Genomic DNA, 17,698 nt, shown 5'->3' on the forward strand with positions numbered 1-17,698 from the left:
CATGGCCCTGTCCGACTTCCCCCGCCATCCGCTGCTGTTCGGACCGAGCCCGGTGCATCCGCTCGAGCGCCTGACCGCGCACCTCGGCGGCGCCTCGATCTGGGCCAAGCGCGAGGACTGCAACTCCGGCCTCGCATACGGCGGCAACAAGACCCGCAAGCTCGAGTACCTCGTCCCGGACGCGCTGGCGGCGGGTGCGACGCACCTCGTCTCCATCGGCGGGGTGCAGTCCAACCACACCAGGCAGGTCGCGGCCGTCGCGGCCAAACTGGGGCTGAAGGCGCGGCTCGTGCAGGAGACCTGGGTCGACTGGCCCGACTCCCTGAACGACCGCGTCGGCAACATCCTGTTGTCGCGCATCATGGGTGCGGAGGTCGAGCTGGTCGAGGCGGGGTTCGGCATCGGGTTCAAGTCCAGCTGGGAACAGGCGCTGGAGGACGTCCGCTCCCAGGGCGGGGTGCCCTACGCGATCCCCGCCGGCGCCTCGGACCACCCGCTGGGCGGGCTCGGGTTCGCCGGCTGGGCCGACGAGGTCGCGGCGCAGGAGCAGGAGCTGGGCGTCTTCTTCGACACGATCGTCGTCTGCAGCGTCACGGGGTCGACGCAGGCCGGCATGATCGCCGGCTTCGCGGGCCAGGACCGGCCGCGTCGCGTCCTCGGGATCGACGCGTCGGCGAAGCTCGACGAGACCCGCGCGCAGGTCGCGAAGATCGCCCACGACACCGCGGCGACGATCGGGCTGGGCCGCGACCTGCGCGACGACGAGATCGTCGTGCTCGAGGGCTGGGCGGGCGACGAGTACGGCGTCCCGGTGCAGTCGACGCTCGACGCCATCCGGCTCACCGGCTCGCTCGAGGGCGTCATCCTCGACCCGGTCTACGAGGGCAAGTCCATGGCCGCGCTGATCGACCTCGTGCGGTCCGGCGAAATCGGCAAGGACTCCACGGTCCTGTACGCCCACCTCGGCGGCCAGCCCGCGCTCAACGCCTACAGCGCCCTGTTCCGCTCCTGACCCGGGCCGCCGACGCCGGGCGCAACCTGAGCGTCGTCTCCCGAGCGGTGGATTCAAGGGTTCGTCGCAACACCCTGTCGAGCTGGGGTGATGAGTGTGATCGGTCCGCCGAGGGTGCCGCGGGAACGGGTCCGCCGGTTCTGGAGGGCCCGGTTGGCGGGGGCCACGATCGCGCAGGCCGCCGCGGAGGTGGGGGTGTCGGCCTCGGCCGGGCGGGGGTGGGTCGTCGAGTCTGGTGGGATGATCCCGGACCTGACCGAGCCCGGCGGGCGTTATCTGTCCCTGGCCGAACGTGAAGAGATCGCCGTGGGCTGGGCGGCCGGGCACAGCCGGGCCGAGATCGCCCGGCGGCTGGGCCGCCACCGCGCCACCATCGGCCGGGAACTGGCCCGTAACCGCACCGTGCGCTATCCACGCCGGCCCCCGCTGCCTGACGGGCGCCCGCACCGCCTGGGGCCAGACCCGGGCACGCACGGCGGCCGGGACCGGCCCCAGCACGAACGGCTGCGGTACCGGGCGGTGGTGGCCCAGGCCAAAGCCGAGGCCCGCGCCCGCCGCCGCACACCCGCCAAACTCCTCACCCACCCCGAGCTGGCCGCCCACGTACACACCAGGCTGGTCGAGCAGCAGTGGAGCCCGGAGCAGATCAGTCAGACTCTGCGCCGAGACTTCCCCGACCGGCCGGAGATGTGGGTGTCCCACGAAACCATCTACCAGGGCGTCTACCAGGCCCTCTACGTCCAAGGCCGCGGGCAGCTGCGCCGCGAGCTCGCGGGGTGTCTCCGGACCGGGCGGGCGTTGCGCCGCCCGAACCGGCTGCCCGACCAACGCCAACACCGCAACCAGACCCGGATCCGGGACAAGGTCATGATCTCCCAGCGGCCCGCGGAGGTCACCGACCGGGCCGTGCCCGGGCACTGGGAAGGCGATCTCATCCTCGGCACCGGCAACGAGACCGCGATCGGCACGCTGGTCGAGCGGACCACCCGGTTCGTGTTGCTGCTGCACCTGCCCGGGGGCCACGGCGCAGTCCAGGTCCGGGACGCGATGATCGCCGCGATGCGGGTGCTGCCCGCGATGGTGCGCCGGTCGTTGACCTGGGACCAGGGCATCGAGCTGGCCCGCCACGCCGAGATCACCATGGCGCTGGAGTTGCCGGTCTATTTCTGCGACCCACACAGCCCCTGGCAGCGGGGCAGCAACGAGAACACCAACGGGCTGTTGCGCCAGTACTTCCCGAAAAGCACCGATCTGTCCGTGCACACCCACGCCGATCTGGACCGGGTCGCGGACAAGCTCAACTCCCGCCCCCGCAAAACCCTGGACTGGGACACCCCCGGGGAAAGACTGACCCGACTACTGTCGCGGCCAGTAACCACCGGTGTTGCGACCACCCCCTGAACCCGAGAGCGCCGGGCAGCGGTGAGGTTGCGGCCGACTACTCGAGCGCAACATGGGCGTCGTGGGCCGGGCGTCGGACAGCAGTCAGGTTGCGCCCGGGTGGGGTCCGGCCGGTCGGGCGGGTCCGAAGGGGCGGTCAGTTGCCGGGGTCGGCGCGCAGGCGGGCGACGACCTCGTCGTCCCACCGGTGCGTGCGCATCAGCCGGTAGCGCTGGCAGGCGAGCTGCAGGTACGCCTCGGCGTCGGTGCGGTCGCCGATCAGGTCGGCCTGCCGGAGCATGCGCACGACGGGGAGGAACTCCTCGGACCACCAGCGTCGGGCGACTGTGGCGCGGTCGAGGTAGCGGTTCTCGTGCTGCATGAGCCGGAAACCCCAGGCCTCGACGGTCTCCGACAGCTCCGCGTAGCTCCACGGGTCGCGCACGACGATCGAGTCGAGCGCCGCCCCGGTCAGCGGGACCCGCTCCAGGAACACCCGGCGCAGGTCCTTGATGATGAGGTCGCCGCGGTGCACGACGCCGTCGGGGGCGAGCTTCGTCGTCACCTCGGTGACCCGGGCCTCGATCGACCGCAGTCCGAGCGCGTGCGCGACCGACACCCGGTGGTGGCCGTCGCGGACGAAGTGCAGCCCGCCGACGCGGTAGACGTCGATCGGCGGGATCGTCTCGCCACGCCGCTGCGCCCGGGCCAGCCGTTCCCAGCGCTCCCGGGTGCGCTGGTTGCGGGGGCGGAAGCGGCGGTCGAAGTCGTGCGTGCGGTCGACCGAGCCGACGATCGAGTCGAGGTCGATCACGCGCAGCCCCAGCCGCCGTTCGCCGGTGCGGCCCAGCGCGTCGACGACCTCGTCGAACGGCAGGATCTCCGAGACGTCGTCGGGTTCGCGGCGCAGCCACGTCGCGAGCCGGGAGAGCACCGCCCGGCGGCGGGCCCGCAGGAAGTCGTACTCGGCGTCGACCTGCCCGAATCCCGTCTCCATACCCTCAGAGCTCCAGGATCTTCCGGCCGACGACGTTGACCACCCGCGTCGCGCCGATCCGCCGGTCGGGGACTCGTTCGCCGTGCGGGTGGATGTGCCCGTGCAGCAGCACCCGCGGGCGCAGCGCGGCGACGACGTGGTGCAGGCACTCGAAGCCGTGGTGCGGGCCGTCCTCGCGGTCGCCGCAGGCCCGCGGCGGGGCGTGGGTGAGGAGCACGTCGACGCCCCGCCCGTCGCGACGCTGCAGCCGGCGGGCGGCCCGCACGAGCCGGCGGGCCCGTCGTGCCTGCTGCGCCTGGGTCCACTGGTTGGGTCCGTGCCGATAGCGGACGGACCCGCCGAGGCCGGCGATGCGCAGGCCGGCGACGTCCACGACCCGGCTGTCGGCGTCGACGAAGCCGGCGGGCCCCGGCCAGGGACAGGGATGCCCGGCACGGGTCCACATGCCGCGGTGCTGGCGGTAGCCGGAGAGGTCGACGTCGTGGTTGCCGGGCACGAGCACGCCGGGGCGGTCGGTGCGGTCGCAGAGTTCGGCGAGGTAGTCGAACGGCAGGTCCCCGGCCGCGACGACGACGTCCACGCCGAGCCGCCGGACCGCGTCGGTGCGCAGACCGGCGACCTCCTCGTCGCTGACCGCAAGGGCTCTGACCATCGATCCACAGCGTAGAGGCGGCGCGTCCGGCTTGGGCGGCGCACGCGGGTGCGTCAGGATGCGAGCGTGCCCGGAACCGAGAAGGTGGACCCGACGTCGGTCCCCCGCGCGTTCGACGAGCACGCGCGCAGCTACGACAAGCTCGTCGGGTCCAATCCCGGGTACCACGAGCACCTCCGGCTCTCCGCCCGCCGGATGGGCCTCGGCCGCGGTGCCGGGCTGCGGCTGCTCGACCTGGGCTGCGGCACCGGTGCGTCGACGGCCGCGCTGCTCGACGCCGCGCCCGGGGCCCAGGTCACGGCGGTCGACGCGTCGGCGGAGATGCTGGCGCAGGCCAGGCGCAAGAACTGGCCGCCGGGGGTGCGGTTCGTGCACTCGCGGCTCGAGGACCTCGACCGCGTCGGCGTCACCGGCCCGTTCGACGGCATCCTCGCCGCGTATCTCGTGCGCAACCTGCGCGACCGCGACGCCGGTCTCGCCCGGATGTACGACCTGCTCGCCCCCGGAGCACCCCTTGCGGTGCACGAGTACTCGGTGCGCGACTCGTTCCGCAGCCGGCTGAAGTGGAACCTGGTGTGCGGCATGGTGATCATCCCGCTGGGCACGCTGCGCACCGGCTCCTCGGACCTCTACCGCTACCTGCGCCGCAGCGTGCTGGCGTTCGACGGGGTCGAGACGTTCACCGGGCGCATGTCGGCCGCGGGCTTCGAGGACATCCGGGTGCAGACGATGGACGGCTGGCAGACCCACGTCGTGCACACGTTCCTGGGCCGTCGACCCGGACCGCCCGCAGACGACCCGCTGCTCGACCCCGAGGTCGCGGAGATCGAGACCCCGCCGGAGGGCGTGCCCGCGGTCTAGCTAGCCGCGCGTCCCGGCGCGTCCCGTCCGGACGGCGTAGCGGCGCTCGGCGTAGTCCATGTCGTCGCGCCAGAGCCTGCGCGCCGTGCGCTCCATCAGCGGACGGACGGCTCCCGCGACCCGGCGGACGTGCCGGAACCCGGCCCGGTCGGACGTCGCGATCGTGGCCTCGATCATCGCTGTGCGGGGCAGCCCGTCGGGGCCGGGGCGCAGGGGCGTCGCGTGGGTCTCGACGACGCTGCCCGTGCCCTCGCCGTCGACGATCTCCATGGTGACGGTGCGCGGGTCGGGGCAGGTGAACGCGGCGTGCACCGGGACCCCGAGCCCTCGCGAGACCCGGAACGTCACCTCGACGAGAAAGCGGTCCTCGGTGGGCGGGCAGTCGCGCGGGGGCGCCGAGAGGACGCGCAGCGACGCGAACGAGTACGGGTGCAGCCACGCGCCGTGCCAGGGATCGAGCCGGTTGGCGACGACGTCCTGCGGCTCGCACCGTCCGACGACGGTCGCGACCGCGGCCATGCCGGCCCCCCGGGGCGGCCGCGGCCCCAGCACCGGGGCGTCGGTGGGCGGCTCGCCGTCGAGCCGCACCCAGGCCAGCACGCCGTCGTCGTACACCGGGTAGGTGCGCCAGTTGGGCCGGCCCTCCGGCGGCAGGGCCAGGCCGTGCCAGCGGCAGACGAGCGCGCCGTCGTGCACGGGGGCGTCGCACAGCGCGGCGCCGAGGTGCGGGCAGGCCCCGGGGCCGGCGTGCAGGACGCCGTCGGCGGACCGCCAGGCGACGACCTCACGGCCGGCCACGACGCGCCCGAACGCCCGGCGACCGGTGATCTCGCGGGCGGCGGCCAGCACGAACCAGCCGCCCGCCGGCCGCTCCTGCGCGCGGCGCAGCGCGGCGTCGATCAGCGCGGGAGCGGCCTCACGCCAGGCCGGGTCCTGCTGCGACCAGGCCGGCGTGCGCAGCCTGCGCAGCGGGTTGCGCGGACGATCCGTCACCCCCGCGAGGCTAGCGCTCTACAGCCAGCCGTTCTTCCTGAAGTTGCGGTAGAGCCCACCGCAGATCAGCGCGATGAGCACGATGACCAGCGGATATCCGAGACGCCAGTGCAGCTCGGGCATGAAGTCGAAGTTCATGCCGTAGATGCCCGCGATCATCGTCGGCACGGAGATCAGCCCCGCGTACGCGGTGATCTTCCGCATGTCGTTGTTCTGCCGCATGCTGATCCGGGCGAGCATCGCGTCGACCAGCGTCGTCAGGATCTCGTTGAAGCCCGCGACGCGCTCGGCGACGGTCGAGAGGTGGTCGTCGACGTTGCGGAAGTACGACCGGACCTCGTGCGGCACGAGCGACGAGTAGCCCTCCGTGAGCTTGCGCATCGGCGCCACGAGCGGCGTCACCGCCCGGCGCAGCTCCAGCACCTCGCGCTTCATGACGTAGATCTGTTCGGCGTCCATCGTCGAACGCGGGGTGAAGACCTCGGCCTCCATCTCGTCGATGTCGTCCTCGATGGCCTCGGTGACCTCGAGGTAGCTGTCGACGACGTGGTCGGCGATCGCGTGCAGCACCGACGCGGGCCCCAGCGCCAGCTGCTCGGCGTCGGACTCCAGCTTGTGCCGCACCTCGCGCAGCCCGGAGTGCCGGCCGTGCCGGACGGTGATCACGAAGTCGCGGCCCACGAAGACCATCACCTCGCCGGTCTCGACGAGCTCGTTGGCCGTCTTCGGCTCGGCGTGGCCGACGTAGCAGACCGTCTTGAGCACCATGAACAGCGTGTCGTCGTAGCGCTCGAGCTTGGGCCGCTGGTGGGCGTTGACGGCGTCCTCGACGGCGAGCTCGTGCAGCCCGAACGTCTCGGCGATGCCGTTGATCTGCTCGTCGGACGGCTCGTGCAGGCCGATCCAGACGAATCCGTCGCCGCGCCTGCGGACCTCCTCGATGGCCGCGTCGTGCGCCCACCGGCCGGGGAGGCGTCCGCCGTCGACGTAGACCGCGCAGTCGACGACGTAGGCCGACATCGGGACCCGCAGCTTCTTCGGCAGCGTCGTGGGCGCCCGGCCGTTGAGCCGGTTGCGCGCGCTCGCGCGGATGACGGGGCGGATCGAGGACAGCGGCGGCATGGGGACCTCCAGGCCTGGCAAGGCGCAGGGCCGTGTCGCGGTCGATCGTCGACCGGCGACGCCCTGTACGGGAACACGACGCGTCTCGCGTCCCTGCACGGGCCTGCGGCAGCTGCTCAGCCTGCGGCGGACCACCTCGCGGGGACGCGGCAACTACTGCAACCGGGTGCCGTCGGCACCGCGCCCACCTCCTTCTTCGCTGCTCCGTCGGTGTGACGAAGGCGGCCGGCCGAGGCCGGTCGATCCCGCTGGACCACGGGTTAGATTACCCCGTCCACCAGGTGACTCGTTGATGGAGGCGAAGACGTTGCAGTTCGGTCGGTACTTCGAGGAATTCGAGGTCGGGGCTGTCTACAAGCACTGGCCGGGCAAAACAGTCACCGAGTACGACGACCACCTGTTCTGTCTCATCACGATGAACCACCATCCGCTGCACATGGACGTGCACTACGCCGAGGAGACCACCGACTTCGGCAAGAACGTCGTCGTCGGCAACTACATCTACTCGCTGCTGCTGGGCATGTCCGTGGCCGACGTCTCGGGCAAGGCCATCGCGAATCTCGAGGTCGAGTCCCTCAAGCACACGAAGCCGACCTTCCACGGCGACACCATCTACGGCGAGACGCGGGTCCTGGACAAGACGGAGTCGAAGTCCAAGGACGACCGTGGGGTCGTCTACGTCGAGACCATCGGCTACAAGCAGGACGGCACCGTCGTCTGCACGTTCCGGCGCAAGGTGATGGTCCCCAAGCGCTCCTACGGCGACACCCGCGGCGGCGAGCAGCCCGGCCGCCCCACCCCGCAGGTCTGATCGGCGTCCGATCTCAACGGGGCAGCACGCCCCAGGCGCCGAGTGTCTCGGTGAGCCCGTCGACGAGCGGCAGTGCCGCGTAGCCGGCGGCATCGACCCAGCGGACGTCGGCCGCGTCGTCACCGGCACGCAGCGTCCCGCCGACGACCGTGCACCGGTAGTCGGCGATGTCGAACGGGCCCCGGACCACCCGGCCGACGAGCGGGCCGGGCTCCACGACGAGCCCGGTCTCCTCGGCCAGCTCGCGGACCACCGCGTCCGCGTCGGTCTCCCCGGGCTCCACCCGGCCTCCTGGGACCGACCACAGGCCGGCACCCGGGTCGTTGACACGTTGCACCAGGAGCAACCTGCCGTGGTCGTCGTGGACGATTGCACCCACACAGGGCACGTGTCGGCTACCCTCGGTCATCGATTGACACGGTACGCTGCCCGGGTGGCCGGTTCCTCGACGACCGGGGTGCCGGTAGAAACGATCAAGTCAGCGTCAACTCGTGCCGGATCGGGGTCCTGGTGAACGTCAAGAAGATCGTCGGCATTCTTGCGATCGCTCTCGTGATCTTCTTCGTCATCACGTCGCCGTCCGCGGCGGCCGGCTTCCTGTCGAACCTCGGGAGCATCCTCAACAACGCCGCGACGTCGGTCATCTCGTTCTTCCAGCAGCTGTTCTGATCCCGTGCTGGCACCCCGCGAGATCGACGAGTACCTGCTCCCCACCGAGCGCAGGGTCATCCGGGTGCGTCAGCACTGGGCGGTGATGACCAAGCACATCCTGCAGACGGGGCTGTTCCTCGCCCTGATGCTGGTCATCCAGCTCAACATGCCCAAGAGCGTCATCCTCGACAACCTGACGTTCTACCTCGCGCTCGTCGCCCTGCTGCGGTTCACCGTCCTCACGATGCTGTGGTGGATCGAGCGGATCGTCATCACCGACAAGCGGGTCATGCTCGCGCAGGGGATCATCGTCCACAACGTCGGCATGATGCCGCTGGGCAAGGTCACCGACCTGACGTTCCGGCGCACGCTCGCCGGGCGCACGCTGGGCTACGGGACGATGGTCGTCGAGTCCGCCGGCCAGATCCAGGCGCTCAACAAGATCGACTACATGCCGCGGCCGGAGGAGATCTACGAGGCCCTCTCCGAGCTCGTGTTCGGTGAGAAGGGCAAGACCCGCGCCACGGGCATGCTGTCGAAGCCCCGCTGGCGGCGCTGAGGGTCCCGGGTGGTGGGGGCGGCGCCGCGGCACGCGGGTTAACGTCCGGTCGTGCCCCGCATCGACCTGCACGCCCACTCCACCGCCTCCGACGGCACCGACACGCCCGAGGAGCTGGTCGCGACGGCGGCGGCCGCGGGCGTCGACGTCCTGGCCATCACCGACCACGACACGACCGGCGGCTGGGCGCGGGCCGTCGGCGCGCTGCCCGCCGGGATGCGGCTGGTCCGCGGTGCGGAGTTCTCGTGCGTCTCCGACGACGGGCGCGGTGGCCGGGTGGCCGTGCACCTGCTCGGCTACCTGTTCGACCCCGCACACCCGGCGGTCGCGGCCGAGCAGGAACGGCTGCGCGGTGAGCGGACGCAGCGGCTGCGTGCCATGACCGCGAAGATGGCCGCGGCGGGCTATCCCGTCGACACCGAGCAGGTCTTCGCGCTGCTGCCCGAAGGCGCGAGTGCGGGCCGGCCGCACCTCGCGCGCGCGCTGGTCGCGGCGGGCGTCGTCGCCTCGGTCGACCAGGCGTTCGCCGAGCTGCTCTACACCGGCAGCCCGTACTACGTCCCGAAGGCCGACACGCCCGTCCGCCGGGCCGTCGAGATGATCCGGGACGCCGGTGGGGTCAGCGTCTTCGCCCATCCGCTGGCCCGCAGCCGTGGGCGGGTCGTCGAGCCGTCGGTGATCGCGGAGCTGGCGGGCGCCGGGCTGACCGGTGTCGAGGTCGACCACCGCGACCACAGCCCGCAGGACCGGGCGCTGCTGCGGGGGCTCGCGGCCGAGACCGGGCTGCTCACGACGGGCTCCAGCGACTACCACGGCACGAACAAGACCATCCCCATCGCGGCCGAGACGACCGATCCCGAGCAGTTCGAGGCGCTGCTCGCGAAGGCCGACGGCGTCGAGCTCGTGACGGGCTGAGCCCGCATCCGGGTCCGCGGGCCCGGCCGCTACCGTGGCGGCCATGGGTGCGGACGCGGGCCAGCTCGGGTTCGACCTGGGCGTCGACGTCCGGCCGCTGCCGCGGGTCACCCCGGCCCGGCTGGCCACGTGGGAGACCTGCCCGCGCCGGTTCCGGATGGGCTACCTGGACCGGCCGCCGCCGGCCCGCGGCGGCGCCTGGGCCCACCACACGCTCGGCGCCGTCGTGCACCTGGCGTTGCGGGCGCTGTTCGCGCTGCCGGCCCGGGCGCGCACGCCCGCCGCCGCGGCCGACCTGCTCGACCGGAACTGGTCGTCGGAGGGGTTCCGTGACGCCGCGCAGGCAGGCCGCTACAGGCGCGCCGCGCGGGGCTGGCTCGCGAGCTACGTCGTCGACCACGAGCTGGGCGACACCGCGTCGGATCCGGCGGGCGTCGAGCGCTGGGTGTCCGAGACCGTCGGTGGCGGCGCGTCGCGGCTCGTCGTCGAGGGGCGGGTCGACCGCATCGACACCCGGGCGGGCGAGGCGGTGGTCGTCGACTACAAGACCGGGCGGCACGTGCCCACCGACGACGACGCCCGCACGGCCCGTGCCCTCGCCCTCTACGCCGCCGCCACCGGCGCTGCCCTGCACCGGCCGTGCCGGCGCGTCGAGCTGCACCACGTGCCGACGGGCGACGTCGCGGTCTGGGAGCACGACGCCGCGTCGATGCGCGGGCACCTCGACGCCGCGCACGCGCTCGCCGCCGAGGCCGACGCCGCCGCGCAGGCACTCGCCGACGGCGGCGACCCGGAGACGCTGTTCCCACCGCGCCCGTCGCCGTCCTGCGCGACCTGCGACGTCCGGCGGCACTGCCCCGAGGGCCGGGCCGCCGTCGCGTCACCGCAGCCCTGGGCGTTCCTGCGCGACCTGCCGGAGGAGGGCGTCGCGTGACCGGGCCCGATGTCGCGGCGTCCGGGCGCCGGCTGCGCGGGCTGTCCGGCATCCTCGCGGGCGGGCTGGTGGCGCTGTTCGTCGTGCTGCTCGTCGGCTGGGCGGTGACCACGCGCACCGGCTCGCCGGGTCCCGGGACGGGGATGCTCGTCGGGCACGGGGTAGCGGCCGTGGTGGGCGTCGTCGCGCAGGTCACGGCCGACCGCAGGCGCGACCGGATCGGGCTCCTGGCGTCGCTGCTGGTCCTCGCCGTCGCCGTCGCGGTGCTCTGCGGCTACTGGCTCTTCTGAGCCGTTCTCACGGCAGGCCCGCGACGACCGGTTCCTCCCGGCCGGATCAGCGCGCCGGGGTGAGCGCGACCAGCTCGGGGCCGCGCTGTTCGAGCAGGACCGACCCGGCCACGCCCGGGACCACCGGCCCCGTCCAGCTGCCGCGGTCGACCGGGATGGTCCGGCCGACGGCGCCCGTCGCCGGGTTCACGACCTGCAGCCCCCCGCGCACCGGCACGAGGACGCTGTCGCCGTAGCGGACGGCGGGTCCGGAGGTGTCGGGCAGCGTCCAGGCCGGGGTCAGGTCGCCGCGGTCGATCGCGACCGTCGCCGAGCCCGTCCACCAGTAGATGTGCTGGTTGTCCGACGTCGTGCGGGCGACGCCGCCGGGCGGGTCGGCCGCGAGGTCGGCGTCCGGGACCGGGACCGCGAACGTCGAGACCAGATTGCCCTGTCCGTCGACGACCTCCAGCCGCGCCGGCGCGGGCCGCGCGACGGCCACCCGGTCGCCGGAGGCGGCGACGACCTGGCCGTGCGGGCCGGGCTGGGGCTGCGAGAAGACCACCGAGGGGGTGGTGGCGTCGGACCCGCCGTCGGGGGCGACGACCGTCAGCCGGTCGTCGCTCTCACCGGGACAGCGTTCGAGCACCGCCAGCCGGCCCTGCGTGACGGCGAACGACCCGAAGTCGCAGTCGGGCCGCGGCTGCCGGCCGGGCTGGTCCGGGGTGGCGACGGTTCCGTACTCGGTCGTCTTCACCAGGTCCGACCGCACGACCTGCACGTAGTTCGCCCCGGTGATCGCGACGAGCGTGCCGGTGTCGAGCAGCCTGGTGCCCGGCAGGGCGTCGGGGTTGCTCTGTGCGCGCCGGGCGCCGGACGACGGCGCCAGCACCGTCAGCTCGCTGCACGCGGTGGCGTCGTGGTTGCGGTACAGGGCCATGACCTCGCCGAACCCGCTGCCGGCCGTGCACAGCTGCGCGGTGCGGGTGTAGCTCCAGTGCGCGGTGCCCGTGGTGGCGTCGCGGCCGGTGACGGCGCCGCCGTCGGCCGTGACGACCGCGGGCCCGACGACCAGCGGTGCCGACGTCGCGGCGCTCGGTTCCCGCCAGGCCTGCGTGAACCCGGCCGGCACCGTCGCGGCCGACGAGGGCGGCTGCGGGAACGTCCCCGGCGCCGCCGTGACCGACTCGGTCGTGGCCGCGGCGCTGGAGCGCCAGTACAGCACCCCGCCGCCGAGGACCACGACCGCCAGCACGACGGCGACGATCACGTCGGCCCGGGTCCGCCGCTCAGGACGGACCGGGCTCCGCGCGCGCAGCACCGATCAGCTTGCAGCGGCGTCCGGAACGGACTCGCCGCCCGAGGCCTCCGGGGCGGAGGAACCCGTGGCGCCCGAGCGCCGGCCACCGCGGCGGCGACGGCGGCGCGGCCTGGCCGCCTCGCCCTCGGCGCCGTCCGGCCCGGACGAGGGTGCGATCCCGGTGGGCGCGCCCTCGGCCGGCTGGGCGGGCGCGGCCGCGTCGACGCTGACCCCGCCGCGGGTGCGGGTCCGGGCGCGGGAGGCCTTCCGGGGACGCCGGGCGCCCTCGTCGCGGTTGCGCCTGCGGCCGGCACCCTGGTGGTCGCCCTCGGTGTCGACGTACTCGGCCGAGAGCCCCGCGCGGGTCCGCTTGGACAGCGGGAGCCGGCCGGTCGCGTCGGTCGGGATGTCGAGGTCGGTGTAGAGGTGGTCGGACGTCGAGTAGGTCTCGACGGGCTCGTCGATGCCCAGGCCCAGCTCGTCGGACACGAGCTTCCACCGCGGCATCTCGTCCCAGTCGACGAGGGTGACCGCCACGCCCTCCTTGCCGGCGCGGCCCGTGCGGCCGATCCGGTGGACGTAGGTCTTCGCGTCCTCGGGGCACTGGTAGTTGATCACGTGGGTCACGTCGGTGACGTCGATGCCGCGGGCGGCGACGTCGGTGGCGACCAGCACGTCGACCTTGCCGGAGCGGAACGCGCGCAATGCCTGCTCGCGGGCACCCTGGCCGAGGTCACCGTGCACGGCCGCGGCGGCGAACCCGCGCTCGGCGAGGTCGTCGGCGACACGCTGGACGGTGCGCTTGGTGCGGGCGAAGATCATCGTCAGGCCCCGGTCCTTGGCCTGCAGGACCCGGGTGAGCAGCTCGACCTTGTCCATCGCGTGGGCGCGGTAGACGTGCTGCTTCGTGCGCTCGTGGATGGAGCCCTGGTCGGACTCCTCGGCGCGGATGTGCGTCGGACGGTTCAGGAAGGCCCGCGACAGCGCGATGATCGGGCCCGGCATCGTGGCCGAGAACAGCATCGTCTGGCGCTCCTCGGGGAGCATGCGCAGGATGCGCTCGACGTCGGGCAGGAAGCCCAGGTCGAGCATCTCGTCGGCCTCGTCGAGGACCAGCACGCCGACGCGGCCCAGCGCGAGGTGCCGCTGCTCGGCGAGGTCGAGCAGCCGGCCCGGGGTGCCGACGACCACGTCGACACCCTTGCGCAGCGCGTTGAGCTGGGGCTCGTAGGCCCGGCCGCCGTAGATCGCCGTGACCCGGATGCCCAGGTCGCGACCCGCGTCGGTGAGGTCCTGGGCGACCTGGACGCACAGCTCGCGCGTCGGCACCACGACGAGCGCCTGCGGCACGTCCTTGGTGCGGTCGGCCGCCTCGCCCTCGGCGGTGGCGGCGGGCCGCTCGGCCGGCGGGACGATCCGCTGCAGCAGCGGGACGCCGAAGCCGAGGGTCTTGCCGGTGCCCGTACGGGCCTGGCCGATCAGGTCCTCGCCGGCCAGGGCCAGCGGCAGCGTGAGCTCCTGGATGGCGAACGTGCGCTCGATGCCGACCTCGGCGAGTGCCGAGACGATCTCGGGACGGACGCCGAGCTCGGCGAAGGTGGGGGAGTCCGCGCGGACGGGTGCGCCCGCCTGCAGCGGGTGCGCCTCTTCGGCCTGCTCGGCCCCATTCAGCTCGGGGGCGGTGCCGGGGTCGTCGTTCTCGGCGCCGTGGTTCTCGGCGCCGTGGTTCTCGGCGCCGTGGTTCTCGGTGGTGATGTCGTCGTTCGTGTCGTCGCTAGTGACGGACAGGGGGATCGCCTCTCTCCGCGCACAGGAGCCGTTCTCGGTTCGTCGACCACCGGCGTCGGGACGCTCGGGCGGGAGAACCGGACGAGGCGCTGCACGCACCATGTCGTCGATGGATCGGCTCCGCTTGTGGAGCCGGCTCCGCCGGGTCGGGGCGCGCGCCCGGGAAAGGTTGGAAAACGTCGTGCAGGGCGCTGCGCTGGCCTCATCATACCTGCTGGAGTGCTGCCGGGGGGAAGCCGGACACGCCGAGCGCGACGTGACACTCGCCGCTGCCCGGCCCGACGGGCTCCGCGGGGAGTCGTGCGAGCTGCGGAACCCGTGCGCGCCTTGCGGACACTAGGCTTCGGACCATGGTGAGGCGCATGGCGGGCGTGGCCCATGGCTGAGACGTCCGGCGCGGTACCGGCCCAGGCGACGATCGACCTGCTCGGGGTGCTGGCCTACGGCGAGCTGTCCGCGTTCGACCGGCTGGCCGAGGACGCCCGCACCGCGCCGACCCTCGCGGGGCGGGCCGCGCTGTCGGCGATGGCTGCGGCCGAGATGGGGCACTACAAGCTGCTCGAGGAGTACCTCGTCGGGCACGGGGTGGCCGTGGAGGAGGCGATGGCGCCGTTCGTCGCGCCGTTCGACTCCTACAACACGACGACCGCGCCCCGGACCTGGCTGGAGTCGCTGGTCAAGGCCTACGTCGGCGACGGGCTGGCCGCCGACTTCTACCGCGAGGTCGCCGGCTGGGTCGATCCCGCGACGAGCGAGCTGGTCCGCCGGGTGCTGGCCGACACCGGGCACAGCGCCTTCGCCGAACGCGAGGTCAAGGCCGCCTGCGCGCAGAACCGGCAGGTGCGCGACCGGCTCGCGCTGTGGGGCAGGCGGCTGCTCGGGGAGGCGGTCACCCAGGCCCAGCACATCGTCGCCGAGCGCGACGAGCTGGCCGACTTCATCGTCCGCGGCTCCGGCGACCTGGCCGGGATCGCCGCGTTGATCAAGCGGGTGCAGTCCAACCACGGCAAGCGCATGGCGAACCTCGGGCTCAACTGAGACTCGCTGGCGGGACCCGCTACCGGGACCCGCTGTTCGCCCTGGGCGGACGTGCCGCCGCCGCCGCGGCCGCGGGGCTCGACTAGCCTGGGTCGCATCGATCCCGTGGGGCCCTTCCCACGGGAATGCGGCAACGACGACACGTGACCTGGAGGTCTCCGGTGGAGGTCAAGATCGGCATCGCGGAGAGCCCGCGGGAGCTCGTGGTGTCCAGCGACCAGACCCCGGACGAGGTCGAGCAGCTGGTACGCGACGCGCTGAAGTCCGACGACGGGCTCGTGAGCCTGACCGACGACAAGGGCAACCGATTCGTCGTGCCCGCCGCGCGCATCTCCTACATCGAGATCGCGCCGGCCGACGTGCGCAAGGTGGGTTTCGCCGTCGGCGGCTGACCCTCGGATGCCGCACCCGGGCCCGGCAGGCGCGTCCTGCCGGGCCCGCGGTGTCTCCGCAGTTCAGAGGGCGAGTTCGGGCTTGAGCTCCGGCAGCGACCAGCGCCGACGGCGGGCGGTGCCCAGGACCGTGAGCGCGAGTGTGACGACGAGGAAGCCGCCCAGCACCAGCAGGTCCCGGGCCAGGTGGGCGCCGGAGCCGCCGGACAGGGTCACACGCAGGCCGTCGACCAGGTACGACATCGGCAGCACCGGGTGCAGCGCACGGAACGGCGCGGGCAGCGTCTCGACGGGGTAGATCCCGCCGCACGTCGTCAGCTGCAGGACGAGCAGCACCAGGATCACCGCGCTCGCGATCCCACCGAGCCAGACGCGCAGCATGTGGGCGACGGCGATGAACGTCGTCGTGCCGAGCGCGAGCAGGCCGAGCGTGCCGCCGAGATGCGCCGGGTCGAGCCCCATCCCGAGATCGACCACCAGGTACAGCAGCGCCGCGGCCACCAGCGCCATCGCGAGCGGCGGCAGGAACCCCGCCAGCGCGACGACGGGCGTCGGGAGCGCACTCGCCCGGGCCCGCGCCGACAGCGGCTCCAGCAGCAGGAACGCGACGATCCCGAAGACCCACATCGCGATCGCGAAGAACAGCGGTGCGATGCCGCGGCCGTAGACGACGGCGGGGTTGAGGTTCGTCGTCGTGACCGCGACCGGGGAGGCGAGCGTCGAGGCGTCGCGCCGCTTCTGGTCGTCGGAGAGCACGGGGAGCTCCCCGATCGCGGACGACAGTCCCGTCGCGAGCTGGTCGGCGCCGGTGGCGAGCCGGTCGGTCCCGGCAGCGAGGGTGCGGGCGCCGTCGGCGGCCGAGGTGAGGCCGGTGCGGAGCTGGTCGGCGCCCGTCGCGACAGCCGCGGCGCCGTCGGCGAGTGCCTGGACGTCGGCCGCGGCCTGACGGGCCCGCGCCTGCAGCTGTGGTGCGTCGGCGGCGAGGGCCGCCGCGCCGTTCGCGACGGTCGTCGCCACGTCACGGACCTGGCCCGCCCTCGTCGCGACGTCGCCGGTCGCCGTGGCCGCGCGGCCCGCCGCGGCCTGGGCCGCCCGGAACGCGGGCTCGTCGGCGAGGCCGGGGTCGGCCGCGGCGAGCGCGGTGAGGGAGGCCTGCACGGAGTCCGTCCCGCCCGCGACGGTCGACGCCGCGTCCGCGGCCCGGGTGGCGAGGTCCTTCGCCCGGTTCGCGGCGTCGGGGGCGCTCGTCGCGACCTCGGGGATCGCGTCGGCGACCCGGTTCGCCAGCGGCACGACGGCGTCGGCGATCCGCGCGTCGCCGTCGGCGACCTGGTGCGCGCCGGTCGCGAGCCGGTCGGCGCCCGCCTGCAGCGAGCCGAGGCCGTCGGCCAGCGCGGACGCACCGTCACGGGCCTGGCCGGCACCGTCGCGCAGGGCGTTCGCGCCGTCGGCGGCCTGGGTGATGCCCGCGCGCAGCCGGTCGAGGTTGCCGAAGACGGACTCGAAGTAGGCCGCGACCGCCGCGGCGTCGATGCGGTTCTGGAGCTCGGACTGCACGGTCTGGGCCATCTTCCCGACGACGTAGCCGTTCGCGTCGTTGAGCACGATCGACATCGAGGCCTGCCGTGGCGTGCCCGACGCCCCGCTCGCGAGGTCGGCGCTGAAGTCCTCGGGGACATCGATCTCGAAGTAGTAGTCGCCCTCGCGGACCCCGCGGTCGGCCTCGGCGGCGTCGACGAACCGCCAGTCGAAGATCGGGTCGGCCCTGAGCTGGTCGACGAACAACCCGCCCGCGTCGACGGTGCGGCCCTCGACCACGACCGGTGCGTCGGCGTTCACGACGGCGACGGGGATGCTGTCGAGGCGGTTGTACGGGTCCCAGTTCGACCACAGGTACAGCGCGCCGTAGAGCAGCGGTACGCACACGGCGAACACGAGCGCGATGCGCTGCAGCGGGGTGCGGAACCGGGCGAGCTCGAAGGCGGCGAGGCGGAACGCGGTCACGACGTACTCCCGATCACGAC

19 protein-coding genes are annotated in these 17,698 nt (G+C 73.4%); 11 read left to right on the forward strand and 8 right to left on the reverse strand.

Annotated elements, in window-relative coordinates:
- Position 1: 1 nt before the first annotated feature.
- Both PSED_RS05390 and PSED_RS05395 read left to right on the forward strand, forming a co-directional pair.
- Complete coding sequence (locus PSED_RS05390; RefSeq protein ID WP_013673245.1) at positions 2–1,012, forward strand: 1-aminocyclopropane-1-carboxylate deaminase; 1,011 nt, start codon at positions 2–4, stop codon at positions 1,010–1,012.
- Between the two features lie 90 nt (positions 1,013–1,102).
- Complete coding sequence (locus PSED_RS05395; RefSeq protein WP_013673246.1) at positions 1,103–2,413, forward strand: IS30 family transposase; 1,311 nt, start codon at positions 1,103–1,105, stop codon at positions 2,411–2,413.
- A gap of 136 nt (positions 2,414–2,549) precedes the next feature.
- Here the strand turns inward: PSED_RS05395 and PSED_RS05400 are convergent, their stop codons facing one another.
- Together PSED_RS05400 and PSED_RS05405 are read right to left on the reverse strand one after the other, a co-directional pair.
- On the reverse strand, positions 2,550–3,389 hold the full coding sequence (locus PSED_RS05400) for a ParB N-terminal domain-containing protein (RefSeq protein ID WP_013673247.1): 840 nt from the start codon (positions 3,387–3,389) through the stop codon (positions 2,550–2,552).
- Positions 3,390–3,393: 4 nt separating this feature from the next.
- Entirely contained in the window at positions 3,394–4,041 is a 648-nt protein-coding gene (locus tag PSED_RS05405) for a metallophosphoesterase family protein (RefSeq protein ID WP_013673248.1), read from the reverse strand.
- A 66-nt stretch (positions 4,042–4,107) separates the two neighbouring features.
- Here PSED_RS05405 and PSED_RS05410 point away from each other — a divergent pair, with 66 nt between their 5' ends.
- A complete protein-coding gene (locus tag PSED_RS05410) occupies positions 4,108–4,902 on the forward strand; it encodes a class I SAM-dependent methyltransferase (RefSeq protein ID WP_013673249.1) in 795 nt (264 codons plus the stop codon).
- On the opposite strand, the gene PSED_RS05415 is transcribed toward PSED_RS05410, so the two are convergent.
- Both PSED_RS05415 and corA read right to left on the reverse strand, forming a co-directional pair.
- Positions 4,903–5,895: a DUF5914 domain-containing protein gene (locus PSED_RS05415; RefSeq protein ID WP_013673250.1), complete on the reverse strand. Its 993-nt coding sequence runs from the start codon at positions 5,893–5,895 to the stop codon at positions 4,903–4,905.
- A gap of 18 nt (positions 5,896–5,913) precedes the next feature.
- Positions 5,914–7,017, reverse strand: coding sequence for a magnesium/cobalt transporter CorA (gene corA, locus PSED_RS05420; RefSeq protein WP_013673251.1), 1,104 nt, complete (start codon positions 7,015–7,017; stop codon positions 5,914–5,916).
- A gap of 292 nt (positions 7,018–7,309) precedes the next feature.
- Here corA and PSED_RS05425 point away from each other — a divergent pair, with 292 nt between their 5' ends.
- Positions 7,310–7,828, forward strand: a complete 519-nt coding sequence (locus PSED_RS05425) for a MaoC family dehydratase (RefSeq protein ID WP_013673252.1) — start codon at positions 7,310–7,312, stop codon at positions 7,826–7,828.
- A gap of 13 nt (positions 7,829–7,841) precedes the next feature.
- On the opposite strand, the gene PSED_RS05430 is transcribed toward PSED_RS05425, so the two are convergent.
- On the reverse strand, positions 7,842–8,237 hold the full coding sequence (locus tag PSED_RS05430) for an NUDIX hydrolase (protein ID WP_013673253.1): 396 nt from the start codon (positions 8,235–8,237) through the stop codon (positions 7,842–7,844).
- Positions 8,238–8,338: 101 nt separating this feature from the next.
- On the opposite strand from PSED_RS05430, the gene PSED_RS05435 reads away from it, so the two are divergent.
- The 5 genes from PSED_RS05435 to PSED_RS05455 are packed head-to-tail and all read left to right on the forward strand — an operon-like array spanning position 8,339 to position 11,177.
- Complete coding sequence (locus tag PSED_RS05435; protein ID WP_013673254.1) at positions 8,339–8,497, forward strand: hypothetical protein; 159 nt, start codon at positions 8,339–8,341, stop codon at positions 8,495–8,497.
- Positions 8,498–8,501: 4 nt separating this feature from the next.
- Positions 8,502–9,038, forward strand: coding sequence for a PH domain-containing protein (locus PSED_RS05440; RefSeq protein ID WP_013673255.1), 537 nt, complete (start codon positions 8,502–8,504; stop codon positions 9,036–9,038).
- A gap of 51 nt (positions 9,039–9,089) precedes the next feature.
- Entirely contained in the window at positions 9,090–9,953 is an 864-nt protein-coding gene (locus PSED_RS05445; protein WP_013673256.1) for a PHP domain-containing protein, read from the forward strand.
- Positions 9,954–9,996: 43 nt separating this feature from the next.
- The gene (locus PSED_RS05450) at positions 9,997–10,887 is read left to right on the forward strand and encodes a RecB family exonuclease (protein ID WP_013673257.1); all 891 of its coding nucleotides are present in this window, start codon (positions 9,997–9,999) and stop codon (positions 10,885–10,887) included.
- Positions 10,884–11,177, forward strand: coding sequence for a hypothetical protein (locus tag PSED_RS05455; protein ID WP_013673258.1), 294 nt, complete (start codon positions 10,884–10,886; stop codon positions 11,175–11,177). The genes PSED_RS05450 and PSED_RS05455 overlap by 4 nt, the downstream gene beginning before the upstream one ends.
- Before the next feature lie 46 nt (positions 11,178–11,223).
- On the opposite strand, the gene PSED_RS05460 is transcribed toward PSED_RS05455, so the two are convergent.
- Entirely contained in the window at positions 11,224–12,477 is a 1,254-nt protein-coding gene (locus PSED_RS05460; protein WP_013673259.1) for an Rv3212 family protein, read from the reverse strand.
- 3 nt (positions 12,478–12,480) lie between these two features.
- Entirely contained in the window at positions 12,481–14,346 is a 1,866-nt protein-coding gene (locus PSED_RS05465; protein WP_013673260.1) for a DEAD/DEAH box helicase, read from the reverse strand.
- A gap of 276 nt (positions 14,347–14,622) precedes the next feature.
- On the opposite strand from PSED_RS05465, the gene PSED_RS05470 reads away from it, so the two are divergent.
- Together PSED_RS05470 and PSED_RS05475 are read left to right on the forward strand one after the other, a co-directional pair.
- Positions 14,623–15,282 carry a ferritin-like fold-containing protein gene (locus PSED_RS05470; RefSeq protein ID WP_013673261.1) on the forward strand — a complete coding sequence of 220 codons (660 nt, stop codon included), beginning with the start codon at positions 14,623–14,625 and terminating at the stop codon, positions 15,280–15,282.
- 161 nt (positions 15,283–15,443) lie between these two features.
- Complete coding sequence (locus tag PSED_RS05475; protein WP_013673262.1) at positions 15,444–15,674, forward strand: DUF3107 domain-containing protein; 231 nt, start codon at positions 15,444–15,446, stop codon at positions 15,672–15,674.
- 63 nt (positions 15,675–15,737) lie between these two features.
- Here the strand turns inward: PSED_RS05475 and PSED_RS05480 are convergent, their stop codons facing one another.
- A complete protein-coding gene (locus PSED_RS05480) occupies positions 15,738–17,678 on the reverse strand; it encodes a YhgE/Pip family protein (protein ID WP_013673263.1) in 1,941 nt (646 codons plus the stop codon).
- Between the last annotated feature and the right edge of the window lie 20 nt (positions 17,679–17,698).

Source organism: Pseudonocardia benzenivorans CB1190 (genome assembly GCF_000196675.2).
Classification (GTDB): Bacteria; Actinomycetota; Actinomycetes; order Mycobacteriales; family Pseudonocardiaceae; genus Pseudonocardia; species Pseudonocardia benzenivorans.

Bases quoted from the DNA above. Each gene is read 5' to 3' on its own strand.
- PSED_RS05430 (WP_013673253.1), bottom strand. From the start codon at position 8,237: ATGACCGAGGGTAGCCGACACGTGCCCTGTGTGGGTGCAATCGTCCAC.
- PSED_RS05395 (WP_013673246.1), top strand. From the start codon at position 1,103: ATGAGTGTGATCGGTCCGCCGAGGGTGCCGCGGGAACGGGTCCGCCGG.
- PSED_RS05425 (WP_013673252.1), top strand. From the start codon at position 7,310: ATGGAGGCGAAGACGTTGCAGTTCGGTCGGTACTTCGAGGAATTCGAG.
- corA (WP_013673251.1), bottom strand. From the start codon at position 7,017: ATGCCGCCGCTGTCCTCGATCCGCCCCGTCATCCGCGCGAGCGCGCGC.
- PSED_RS05390 (WP_013673245.1), top strand. From the start codon at position 2: ATGGCCCTGTCCGACTTCCCCCGCCATCCGCTGCTGTTCGGACCGAGC.
- PSED_RS05400 (WP_013673247.1), bottom strand. From the start codon at position 3,389: ATGGAGACGGGATTCGGGCAGGTCGACGCCGAGTACGACTTCCTGCGG.
- PSED_RS05470 (WP_013673261.1), top strand. From the start codon at position 14,623: ATGGCTGAGACGTCCGGCGCGGTACCGGCCCAGGCGACGATCGACCTG.
- PSED_RS05465 (WP_013673260.1), bottom strand. From the start codon at position 14,346: ATGGTGCGTGCAGCGCCTCGTCCGGTTCTCCCGCCCGAGCGTCCCGAC.
- PSED_RS05405 (WP_013673248.1), bottom strand. From the start codon at position 4,041: ATGGTCAGAGCCCTTGCGGTCAGCGACGAGGAGGTCGCCGGTCTGCGC.
- PSED_RS05450 (WP_013673257.1), top strand. From the start codon at position 9,997: ATGGGTGCGGACGCGGGCCAGCTCGGGTTCGACCTGGGCGTCGACGTC.